The organism is Sphingomonas sp. URHD0057 (genome assembly GCF_000620665.1).
Lineage (GTDB): Bacteria > Pseudomonadota > Alphaproteobacteria > Sphingomonadales > Sphingomonadaceae > Sphingomicrobium.
The window spans coordinates 878,546-889,557 of sequence record NZ_KK211162.1; the positions used below are offsets into that span (position 1 = coordinate 878,546).

Below are 11,012 nucleotides of genomic sequence, written 5' to 3' on the forward strand. Positions count from 1 at the left end.
AACATGGCCGAGCCTTACCTCATTACCACTGCGATCAGTTATCCCAACGGTCCGCCCCACATCGGCCACGCCTATGAGGCGATTGCAGGCGACGCGATCGCTCGCTTCCAGCGGAGCCAAGGGCGCGACGTCCGCTTCGTCGGAGGGACCGACGAGCACGGTCTGAAGATGGTTCAGACCGCGCGCGCGCAGCACCGCGAAACGATCGACCTCGCGGATGAAATGTCCGGTTATTTCCGTAAGATGGTCGAGCTCTTTGGGCTCTCTTACGATGCCTTCGTGCGGACCACCGAGCCGCGCCATCACCGCGCCAGTGCCGCCTTGTGGAAGGCGCTGGAGGAGGCTGGCGACCTCTATCTCGACCGCTACGAGGGTTGGTATTCGGTCCGCGACGAAGCCTTCTACGACGAAAGCGAGCTGGTCGCCGGCGAGGGAGACGAAAAGCTCTCACCTCAGGGAACGCCCGTGGAATGGACCGCGGAGGAAACCTGGTTCTTCCGGCTGTCGAAGTATCAGGAGCCGCTGCTCCGGCTCTATCGCGACAATCCTGACTTCATCCGTCCCGAAAGCCGCCGCAACGAGGTTCTGCGCTTCGTCGAGACTGGCCTCAAGGACCTCAGCGTCTCGCGCACCAGCTTCGACTGGGGCGTGCCGGTGCCGGGTTCCGAGGGGCACGTGATGTACGTCTGGGTCGACGCGCTGACGACCTACATGACGGCCGTCGGCTATCCCGACGATCAGGCGGAATATGAGCGCTTCTGGCCCGCCGACCTGCACCTGATCGGCAAGGACATCGTCCGCTTTCACGCCGTCTACTGGCCGGCCTTCCTGATGTCGGCCGGACTGCCGTTGCCCAAGCAAGTGTTCGGACACGGTTTTTTGCTCAGCCGCGGCGAGAAGATGTCGAAGAGCGTCGGCAACGTGATCGACCCGATGGAGCTCGCCGAGCGGTTTGGCGTCGACGCTGTGCGCTATTTCCTTCTTCGTGAAGTGCCGTTCGGCCAGGACGGAAGCTACAGCGCGGAAGCCATCGTCGCGCGCGCCAATGCCGATCTTGCGAACAGCTTCGGCAATCTCGCGCAACGAATATTATCCATGGTTCACAAAAATTTGGGCGGTGTTCTTCCGGCGGCCGGAGAAGCCGCGGAAGACCGTGATCTGCGTGCCCTGGTCGAGACCGCGACCCGCACGGAAGTCCCCGAAGCCTTTGAGCGCCTGGCCTTCTCGGTCGGCATCGAGGCCTGGCTGCGCGCAGTCTTTGCCTGCAACCAATATGTCGATGTGCAAGCGCCGTGGACGCTGCGCAAGACGGAACCCGAGCGCATGGCGGCCGTGCTTGGAACGCTCGTCGCCGCAGTGCGCGAGCTGGCACGGGCGATCGCGCCGATCATTCCGGAATCGGCCGACAAGCTGTTGACCCTGATCGACGCGGGTGAGGGCGGGGTTCCGATCGCCCAGCCGACGCCCTTGTTTCCCCGGCTCGAGCTGGACGAGGAGGAGGAGGCGTGAGGTTGATCGACAGCCATTGCCACCTCAATTACGAAGGCCTGGTCGAACGCCAGGCCGAAGTGCTTGAAAATGCCCGTGATCGCGGCGTTCAGGGTTTCCTCAACATCTCCACCCGGCAGCGCGAATGGGACGCGATCGTCGGCGTAGCCGAGCGAGAGTCCGATGTCTGGGCCAGCATTGGCGTCCATCCGCACGAAGCCGACGCGCATCCCGATCTGGGCGCCGCAGCGCTGGTCGAGGCCGCCGATCATCCACGCGTAATCGCGATCGGCGAGTGCGGGCTCGATTATTATTACGACAAGTCCGACCGCGCGGCGCAGCGCGAGCGGTTTGAGGCGCATGTCGAGGCGGCGCAGCAAACGGGGCTGCCGCTGGTCGTGCACACGCGCGATTCCGAGGAGGATACCGCAGAAATTCTAACCCGCGCCGTCAGGGAGAAGGGGGTTAGGGGCGTGCTCCATTGCTTCACGGGCTCGGCGGAACTGGCGAGGACAGGGCTCGATCTCGGCTTTTACGTGTCGCTGTCCGGGATCGTCACCTTCAAGAACGCTCAGGACCTTCAGGAGATCGCGAAATGGTTGCCCGCCGACCAGATGCTGGTCGAGACGGATTCGCCGTTCCTCGCGCCCGTTCCGCACCGTGGCCAGAAATGCGAGCCGGCCTTTGTCGCCGACACTGCCGCCTTCGTTGCCGAGCTTCGTGGCGAGCCGCTCGAAGAGCTTGCCGAGACCACGACCGCGAACTTCTTCAAGTTGTTCAATAAAGCGGCGTGAAAGTCCGGATCCTCGGCTGCGGAACGTCGACCGGCGTTCCCAAGATCGGCAATGACTGGGGTCGCTGCGACCCGGACGAGCCGCGAAACTACCGCCTGCGCTCGTCAATCCTGGTTCAAAGCGCCGGTGCCAACGTCCTTGTCGATTGCGGTCCCGACCTCCGCCAGCAGCTGCTTGCCGCCCATGTCGGCACGCTCGACGCAGTTGTGGTCACGCACACGCACGGCGATCACTGTCACGGCATCGACGAGCTTCGCCCGGTGGCGTCGGCGATGGGGGGACCGGTTCCGCTTTATGCACGAGCCGACGACCTGTCGGAGCTTCAACGCCGCTTTGCCTACGCTTTCGAGAAAAGCGATTTCTATCGGCCGATCATCGACGGGCGCTCAATCGGAGACGGGGAGCGCTTCGGCGCGGCAACAATGCGAAACGTGCAGCAGCCGCACGGCGGTCCGACCTCGCTTGGCTTGCGCTTCGATGAAGACCACCGATCGGTCGTCTATGCCATCGACTTCAGCGACTTAACCGACGACATGGCCGCCTTGTACCAGGGCGCCGACGTGTGGATCGCCGACTGCCTGACGCGAATGCCGCATCCGACACACGCCCATCTCGACGGCGTGTTGGGCTGGGCCCGTGATTTGCGGATCGGGCAACTCTATCTAACGCATATGGGGAACGGCCTCGACTATCGGACTTTGGTCGCCGAGCTGCCCGATTGGGCGGCGCCAGCCCACGATGGCCTGGAGATTGAGCTCTAGATGACCAACGATCTCATGCTTGGCGGCGTTTACATCCTGATGGCGATCATGCTTGTCCTGGGCTCGTTGATGACCCGGCGCGAGCCCGCGGCCAAGCTCGTCACCGTCGCGCTCGCGTGGATCGCGATCTTCGCCGCGGGCTTCGTATTGTTCACGTTCCGCGACGATTTCGGCTGGGTCACCCAGCGGCTCCAGGCGGAAGCCCTGGGCACGCCGGTGCAGCAAGGGCGAGAAACGCGGATCCCGATGGCAATCGACGGCCATTTCTGGGTCGAGGGGCGCCTGAACGGCGAGAAGGTCAAATTCCTGGTCGACAGTGGAGCGACCATGACCACGATCGATCGTGACACGGCCTTGCGCGCGGGCGTTGCCGTTTCGCCGCGCCGCGACCAGTTCGTGCGCACGGGCAACGGCATTATCCGGGTGTCGACAGGCCGCGCCGCCGAACTGGTGGTGGGGGGCATCGCGCGCCAGGACGTCGGGCTCCAGGTCGCCGACCATGACGACTTGAATGTCCTCGGCATGAATTTCCTGTCGTCCTTGCGAAGCTGGGGAGTGCAAGGGCGATGGCTGGTTCTGGTCGCCTGATGCGCTCTGTAGTTTACATAATGCATATTATCATACTTACAGATTTGCAGAGCGAGGGGCCCCGCCTTGGCTAATCTCGCCCGCCTTGTCGCGATCATGCGCCGGCTCCGCGATCCGGTGAGCGGTTGCGAATGGGATCGCCAACAAAGCTTTGCGACCATCGCCCCCTATACGATCGAGGAAGCCTACGAAGTCGCGGACGCGATTGCGCACGACGATATGGACTCACTCGCCGACGAACTCGGCGATTTGCAGCTCCAGATCGTCTTCCACGCCCAGATCGCCGAGGAAGCCGGTCATTTCGCGCTCGACGACCTGATCGGGCGCATCTGCGACAAGCTGGAGCGCCGCCACCCGCACATTTTCGGCAATGCGAGCCACAGCCCCGGCTGGGAGGAACTGAAGGCAGCGGAGCGCAAGAAATCCCCCGACGACAGCGCTTTGGCTGGCGTCGCTCTGGCGCTTCCGGCGCTAGAACGCGCCGCCAAGCTCCAGCGCCGCGCGGCCCGGACCGGTTTCGACTGGCCCGACCAAGCGGGGCCGCGCGCCAAGATCGACGAGGAACTGGCCGAGCTCGATGCCGAGAGCGAACATCCGCGCATGCTGGAAGAGCTCGGCGACCTGCTGTTCGCGGTCGTGAACCTCGCACGCCATCTCAACATCGAACCGGAAGCCGCGCTTCGCGAGGCCAATCGCAAGTTCGAGGCTCGCTTCCGCGCGATCTAGACCGCGCCGGGCTTTGCGGACCTGTCGCTCGACGAAAAAGAAGCGCTATGGGTCGCGGCCAAAGCCGCTCAGGCCGATTCCAAGGCCTGAAACCGCGCCCAATTGTCGGGCGACAATCGTACCATGAGCTGAACCTGATCGCGGTCCAGCTGCTGGTCGAGCACTTCGCCCCGAGCGTGCAACCAAGCGATACGGCCGCCGTCGCTCGCCGGCACCCGCACCTCGTGAACCTGCTCTCCTTGCCTCAATTGCTCTGCCATGCATTGGCGCAGTTGATCGAGCCCCTCGCCGGTGACGGCTGAGATCGGTACGACATTCTCGCGCCGCGCGGCTTCCTCGAACAACCGATCGCGCTCCTCGCCAGACAGGAGATCGACCTTGTTCCATGCCTCGATTCGTGGCGGCGCGCCTTCGTCCGCGAGTCCGAGCGATTGCAGCACCTGGTCGACGTCGTCGCGCTGAGCCTCGTAATCCGGATGGGACATGTCGCGCACGTGCACCAGCAGGTCGGCGGACGCGACCTCCTCCAGCGTCGCGCGGAACGCGGCGATGAGCTCGGTCGGAAGGTCCGAGACGAATCCCACCGTGTCCGACACTATGACCTTGTCGAAACCAGGCAGCCTGATGTCGCGCATGGTCGGGTCGAGGGTCGCGAACAACAGGTTTTCCGCAAACACAGCTTCGCCGGTCAGGTGATTGAAAAGCGTGGACTTTCCGGCGTTGGTGTAGCCGACCAGCGCGATCACCGGCCACGGCGCCCGCTGGCGGCGGTCGCGATGGAGCGAGCGGGTGCGCTTCACCTGGTCGAGCTCGCGGCGGATCTTCGCCATGCGGTCGCGGATCATGCGGCGGTCAGCTTCGATCTGGGTTTCGCCGGGGCCGCCGAGAAAGCCGAAGCCGCCGCGCTGGCGCTCGAGGTGGGTCCAGCTGCGTACGAGCCGCCCCGCCTGATATTCGAGGTGCGCAAGCTCGACCTGCAACTGGCCTTCCGAGCTCGCCGCGCGCTCGCCGAATATTTCGAGGATCAGCCCGGTGCGGTCGATCACCTTGGTCCCCGCCTCGTCTTCCAGGTTCTTCTGCTGAACCGGCGTCAGCAGCGCATCGACAATCAGCAGGCCGGCATCCTTCTCCTTGGCAAGCGCCCCAATCTCTTCGACCTGGCCTTTGCCCAGCAGCGTCGCCGGACGCACCGTGCGCACGCGAAACGAGCGCTCGCCGGCAATTACGATGCCGATCGCCTCGGCCAAGCCTTCCGCCTCCTGCAGACGAGCCTCGACTGACCGGCGCGCGCCCTCGCGCGGCAACTCCGGCACTACCAGCACCGCCCGCTCGCCGCGCGCCACCTCGATCGCGCCATTGCCGTCGAATCGCGAGTTCAGGCGCTGTCCCCTTTGTCTTCCGGCGCCGGCTCAGCCTCAAGATTTAGGGCGTGGGCGGGCTGAAGCGTCGAGATCGCATGCTTGTAGACGAGCTGGATCTGGCCTCCCCGCTCGAGCACCAGGGCGAATTGGTCGAACCCGGCGATGTGCCCCTGGAGCATCACGCCATTGACGAGGAACAAGGTGATGCGCTCGGTCTCGCGTGCGGCGGCGGCGAGGAACACGTCTTGCAAGGTCGCCTTCGCTGCCTCAGCCGGAGTCGCGCTCGCGAGAAAGTCTGGCGGCAACTCGGACGGCATGATGGTCGAGATGGAATGCTTGTAGACCAGCTGCGACGAGCCTTCGCGCCGAAGCAGCAGCGAGAAAGTGTCGAACCAGGTGACGACGCCTTGCAGCTTGACGCCTTTGACGAGGAAGATCGTAACCGGCAACTTCGCGCGCCGCACGCTGTTCAGGAACTGATCCTGCAAACTGAGGGGTTTCTTTCCAGCCATGGCCAGCCTTGGCGGTTACTCCTCCCCCTCCCGCTTGTCGCCAATCCCCAGCGCTTTTAGTTTCCGGTGCAGCGCCGAGCGCTCCATGCCGATGAACGACGCGGTGCGCGAGATGTTGCCGGAAAAGCGCCGGATCTGAATTTTCAGATACTCGCGCTCGAAGGATTCGCGGGCTTCGCGGAGCGGACTGCCCATGATCGCCATCGCCGTGCTCGCCCCGCCCATCGCATTCTGATTGTCGAGCACTTCGGGTGGCAAGAGGTCGACCTCGATGCACGAGACGCGGTCGCCGGGCGCGAGGATCACCGTGCGCTCGATGATATTGCGGAGCTGGCGGACGTTGCCCGGCCAGTCGTGCGCCTGGAGCGCGGCCATCGCCTCTTCGGAGATGCGTGGGGGCGGCGTGCGGCGCTCGGCGGCAAAGCGGGCGAGGAAGTGGCTGACGAGCTCCGGAATGTCCTCGCGGCGCTCGCGCAGCGGCGGCAGGCGCACGGGAACGACGTTCAGGCGGTAGAACAGATCCTCGCGGAAGCGGCCGGCGGCGATTTCGTCGTGGAGGTTGCGCGAGGTCGCCGACAGCACCCGGACGTCGACCTTAACCGGACGCTGGCCGCCGACCCGGTGGTAGCTCTGGTCGGTGAGCACGCGCAGGATTTTCCCCTGCGTCGTCAGCGGCATGTCGGCGATTTCGTCGAGGAACAGAGTTCCGCCATGCGCATGTTCGAGCAGGCCCGGGCGCATTGCGCCCTCGGTTTCGGAGCCGAACAGTTCCTCCTCGACCCGGTCGGGGCTCATCATCGCCGCCGACAGCACGATGAAGGGCGCGCGGGCACGCGGGCTCCACAGGTGGATCATCCGCGCCGCGATTTCCTTGCCGACGCCAGGCGGCCCCGAGATCAACACGCGGCTGCCGGTCGGCGCGACCCGCTTCAGGGTGGCCCGGACGGTATTGATCGCGACCGAGCTTCCGTGGAGCTGGTCCTCGTCGCCCATTCGCTGGCGCAGCGTCGCATTTTCGCGCCGCAAGCGGTCGGTCTCGGTGGCGCGATCAACGAGGTAGATCAGCCGCTCCGCCTCGAACGGCTTCTCGATGAAGTCGACCGCCCCTTCCCTCACCGCGGCGACCGCGGTGTCGAGATTGCCGTGACCCGAGATCATCAGCACCGGGATGGTCGAATCGCGACGCTTCACTTCCTGCAGCAGCTGCAGCCCGTCCAGACGCGACCCCTGGAGCCAGACGTCGAGTAAGACCATCGACGGCCGCCGTTCGTCGATCGCGTCGAGCGCGGAGGTGCTGTCGCCAGCGGTCCGCACCGCATAGCCCTCGTCTTCGAGCACGCCGCTGACCAGGTCGCGGATGTCGGCCTCGTCATCCACCACCAGCACTTCAAGCGCCATCAGCCCTCACCCTCGCCTTCATTGTCTTCGCCATTTTCGTTGGACGCTTCATCGCTTGCCAGTGCGGCAAGTTTTGCCGTGTCGAAGGCAATCCGGACGTGAGTCCCGCCGCCGGCCCGGTCGAGAAACGCGATCTCGCCCATATGTTCCTCGACGATCTTCTTGACGATCGCGAGGCCAAGGCCGGTGCCGCGCACCCGCGTCGTCATATATGGCTCGGTCAGCCGCTCACGGTCCTCGGGCAGCCCGACCCCGGTATCGAGCACGTCGATCACGAGATGATCCTGCTCCTCGTGGAGCCTGAGCTCGACGCGGTCGCCGGCGAGGCTATGCTCCCCGCGATTGATCCGCCCTTCAATGGCTTCGACCCCGTTCTTCACGACATTTGTCAGAGCCTGGGCGAGTTGGCGGCGGTCGCAAACCATTGGGAACTCGCCCTGCGGCGGATCGAGCACGAAGCGGATCTTGGGATGTGCGACCTCGTGCAGAAACAGCGCCTGGCGCGCGATCTCATGGACGTTCTCCTCGCGAAACGCGGGTTTGGGCATGCGCGCGAAGTTCGAGAATTCGTCGACCATGCGGCGAAGGTCGCCAACCTGGCGGATGATCGTTCCCGACAGCCGCTCGAACGTCTCCTTGTCCGAGGTGATTTCGTCGCCGAACTTGCGCTGCATCCGCTCGGCGGCGAGCTGGATCGGGGTCAGTGGGTTCCTGATCTCATGCGCGATGCGCTGTGCGATGTCGGACCAGGCGGCGCGGCGCTGATCGGTCAGTTGGTCGGTGATGTCATCGAAGGTCAGCACCGATCCGTCCTGGTAGCGCGCGCGCTTCACCGCGAGCGTGCGCTGGACGCCGTCTGTGGCGACGATGACGTTTGCTTCCGATTGCTCCCCGCGCATGAATTCGGCAAGATCGGTGGATACCGCGCCGAGATCCTGCCCTTCGACCTCGCCCTGACTCTTCTGCAGCAGCGCCTCGGCCGAGCGGTTCACGAGGAGAATGCGGTTTGCGGTATCGAGCGCAATCACGCCCGCAGTGACGCTCGACAGCACGGCCTCCATGAAGGCGCGGCGCGCGTCGAGCTGGATATTCGCGGTGCGCAGCGCCCCCGTCTGTTCGTCGAGGCGCCCGGCCATTCGGTTGAAGGCGGTAGCGAGCGTCTGGATTTCGTCCTCGGTGTCATTGGTGACGGGGACGCGCGCGGTGAAATCACCCTCCTCGATCCGCCCTGCCGCGCCGACGAGCTCACCGACCGGCCGAACCATACGGTCTGCGAGCTTGAGGGCGGTGAAGATCGCCAGGCCGACGATGATCAGCGCGCCTAGCAACAAAGCCGCATTGAATTTCAGCTGGTTCGCGCGCGATTTCGCAAGCAGTCCCCGGTAATCCCTGAGCACGTCGTTGGCGCGCTTCATCTGCGCGCCGACATCCGGATCCACCGCCCCAGCGTACAGATAGGTGTCCGTGTTAGGAATCAGCCTTGTAACGATTGAAATTCTATTGGGTGAGCCGGCGTCCGCATATGCGTTGGCAGGTAGATGCTTGAGCTTTGCGATTGCAGCTTTGACGCCTCCGTCATTCATGGCCAAACCGTATTGGCCACTCATGACCGCTTGGGTGTGCAACTCCCCAGTGGGTCCAAGCTGAAGGATCGCCGCTTCATTCAGCGCCCGCCGATAGAGCTGGTTTGCAAGAAACGTCTTAAACAAAGGGTCGTCGGCCGACACCTTACCAAGCGCGTCGTTTACGTCGCTGGCCATGGTCGTTGCTTCATCGCCGATGCGGCGAAACTCGTATTGTTCCGCCCCTCGAGCAATCTGGACCGTATTTTCGAGCATGTTCCTAGCGCGGTCGGAGAACCAGAACTCAAGACCGCTCTGGAACAACAGCGATGCAAAAATCGCGACGAGGACAGTTGGTACGGCAGCGATTGCTGAGAACAGCGCGACCAAGCGGACGTGGAGGCGACCGCTGCCAACGCCGCCCTCCTCGGCCCGACGGATCGCCACTTTTCGCGAATAGAGCGCCATCAACGCGATTGCCGGGATGAGGTTAGCAACCAGCAGGAAAGCAATGACCGGCGGCGACAACAGCGAACCTGGCTCTGCCCCGCCGCGAAGCATCCAGGCGCTGAGGCCCATAATCGCCAGAAGGAACAGCCCGACCGCCAGCGCCACCAAATCGTAGAAGCGTCCGCTTGCCCGCTGCTGCTGGAGCCAGCGTTCCGCCCTCGAAGTCAAACGCGATTCGGCCGTGCGAGCATCCATTCGGGCTCGCCCTAGCACGGCCTTTAGGGCCGTTGCATCAAAAACACACTTGTGACGATGAAGACCGCGTCAGGCGGCCGAACGGGTGAGCCAGGGCGCGTAAAAATCGCGTAGCATTCGCACCACAATTGCGGGATCGTCCTGCTGGTTGACGCAGTTCCTGAGCTCGGCCGAACCCGGCAGGCCCTTGGTGTACCAACCGATATGCTTGCGGGCGAGATTGACCCCGGTGTGGGTGCCGTAGAGGGCAAGCATCTCATCATATTGGGTCAGCATCGTGTCGAGCTGCTCGTCCAGCTCAGGATCGGGCGCCCTCCCCGTCCCGGCCAGCTCGGCCATGACCTGCGCGATCAGCCACGGACGGCCGTAAGCGCCACGCCCGATCATCACCCCGTCCGCGCCCGACTGCTCGAGCGCGGTTCGGGCATCGGCGACCGAGCAGATATCGCCGTTGACGATGACCGGCACGCTGACGGCTTCCTTGACCGTGCGAACGAACGCCCAGTCGGCCTCGCCCTTGTACATCTGGCAGCGGGTGCGGCCGTGGATGGTGATCATCTGCACGCCGAGGTCTTGCGCGATCCGCGCGAGCTCTGGCGCGTTGAGGCTGTCGTGGTTCCAACCCATCCGCGTCTTCAGCGTCACCGGGACCTTCACCGCCTTGACGGTCGCGTCGATGATCGCCGCGGCCGCCGTCAGGTCGCGCATCAGCGCCGAGCCGGCCCAGCCGTTGACCACCTTCTTGACCGGGCAGCCCATGTTGATGTCGATGATCGCCGCGCCGCGCTGCTCGTTAAGCTTGGCAGCCTCGGCCATCACCCGCGGCTCGCAGCCGGCCAGCTGCATCGCCACCGGCTCCTCCGACGGATCCCACAAGGCCTTCTGCAGCGACTGGCGCGTCTCGCGCACCATCGCCTGGCTGGCGATCATCTCGGTCACCGTCAGGCTCGCGCCATAGCGCTTGACCGCGCGGCGGAACGGCAGGTCGGTGACGGCCGTCATCGGCGCCAGGATCACCGGCGACGCGACCTCGACCGGGCCGATCTTGATGGGCTTCAGCGCATTCATGGATCGCAGCCAGATAATGGAACAGCCCTTGGCGGACAAGGCTAGCGGG

General features: G+C 64.4%; 9 protein-coding genes and 1 pseudogene. 5 read left to right on the plus strand and 5 right to left on the minus strand.

Translation table 11 applies throughout. The annotated features are described in order from the left end of the window. Positions 1-3: 3 nt before the first annotated feature. From metG to mazG, 5 genes and pseudogenes are all read left to right on the plus strand, one after another. The gene (metG, locus tag N539_RS0113315; protein ID WP_028970666.1) at positions 4-1,509 is read left to right on the plus strand and encodes a methionine--tRNA ligase; all 1,506 of its coding nucleotides are present in this window, start codon (positions 4-6) and stop codon (positions 1,507-1,509) included. Next, positions 1,506-2,282 carry a TatD family hydrolase gene (locus tag N539_RS0113320; protein ID WP_028970667.1) on the plus strand — a complete coding sequence of 259 codons (777 nt, stop codon included), beginning with the start codon at positions 1,506-1,508 and terminating at the stop codon, positions 2,280-2,282. The genes metG and N539_RS0113320 overlap by 4 nt, the downstream gene beginning before the upstream one ends. Continuing rightward, positions 2,279-3,043, plus strand: a complete 765-nt coding sequence (locus N539_RS0113325; protein WP_028970668.1) for an MBL fold metallo-hydrolase — start codon at positions 2,279-2,281, stop codon at positions 3,041-3,043. The genes N539_RS0113320 and N539_RS0113325 overlap by 4 nt, the downstream gene beginning before the upstream one ends. Further along, positions 3,044-3,631: a retropepsin-like aspartic protease family protein gene (locus N539_RS0113330; protein ID WP_028970669.1), complete on the plus strand. Its 588-nt coding sequence runs from the start codon at positions 3,044-3,046 to the stop codon at positions 3,629-3,631. Between the two features lie 66 nt (positions 3,632-3,697). Beyond that, positions 3,698-4,447, plus strand: a pseudogene (gene mazG / locus N539_RS17130) (nucleoside triphosphate pyrophosphohydrolase). Here the strand turns inward: mazG and hflX are convergent. The 5 genes from hflX to dusB form a co-directional block, all read right to left on the minus strand. Continuing rightward, positions 4,426-5,700 (minus strand): GTPase HflX, encoded by a 1,275-nt coding sequence (gene hflX / locus N539_RS0113340; RefSeq protein ID WP_443027625.1) that lies wholly within the window; start codon positions 5,698-5,700, stop codon positions 4,426-4,428. The pseudogene mazG and the gene hflX overlap by 22 nt on opposite strands. A gap of 32 nt (positions 5,701-5,732) precedes the next feature. Beyond that, on the minus strand, positions 5,733-6,230 hold the full coding sequence (hfq, locus tag N539_RS0113345) for an RNA chaperone Hfq (protein ID WP_028970671.1): 498 nt from the start codon (positions 6,228-6,230) through the stop codon (positions 5,733-5,735). A gap of 15 nt (positions 6,231-6,245) precedes the next feature. Next, positions 6,246-7,628, minus strand: a complete 1,383-nt coding sequence (ntrX, locus tag N539_RS0113350) for a nitrogen assimilation response regulator NtrX (protein ID WP_028970672.1) — start codon at positions 7,626-7,628, stop codon at positions 6,246-6,248. After that, positions 7,628-9,895: a sensor histidine kinase NtrY-like gene (locus N539_RS17135; RefSeq protein ID WP_051531810.1), complete on the minus strand. Its 2,268-nt coding sequence runs from the start codon at positions 9,893-9,895 to the stop codon at positions 7,628-7,630. Before N539_RS17135 ends, ntrX begins: the two co-directional genes overlap by 1 nt. Before the next feature lie 69 nt (positions 9,896-9,964). Further along, the gene (gene dusB / locus N539_RS0113360; RefSeq protein WP_028970673.1) at positions 9,965-10,963 is read right to left on the minus strand and encodes a tRNA dihydrouridine synthase DusB; all 999 of its coding nucleotides are present in this window, start codon (positions 10,961-10,963) and stop codon (positions 9,965-9,967) included. Positions 10,964-11,012: the final 49 nt, after the last annotated feature.

What these genes read in the sequence shown, in the direction of transcription:
- hfq (WP_028970671.1), bottom strand. Translation starts at nt 6,230, where the DNA reads ATGGCTGGAAAGAAACCCCTCAGTTTGCAGGATCAGTTCCTGAACAGC.
- dusB (WP_028970673.1), bottom strand. Translation starts at nt 10,963, where the DNA reads ATGAATGCGCTGAAGCCCATCAAGATCGGCCCGGTCGAGGTCGCGTCG.
- metG (WP_028970666.1), top strand. Translation starts at nt 4, where the DNA reads ATGGCCGAGCCTTACCTCATTACCACTGCGATCAGTTATCCCAACGGT.
- N539_RS17135 (WP_051531810.1), bottom strand. Translation starts at nt 9,895, where the DNA reads ATGGATGCTCGCACGGCCGAATCGCGTTTGACTTCGAGGGCGGAACGC.
- ntrX (WP_028970672.1), bottom strand. Translation starts at nt 7,628, where the DNA reads ATGGCGCTTGAAGTGCTGGTGGTGGATGACGAGGCCGACATCCGCGAC.
- N539_RS0113330 (WP_028970669.1), top strand. Translation starts at nt 3,044, where the DNA reads ATGACCAACGATCTCATGCTTGGCGGCGTTTACATCCTGATGGCGATC.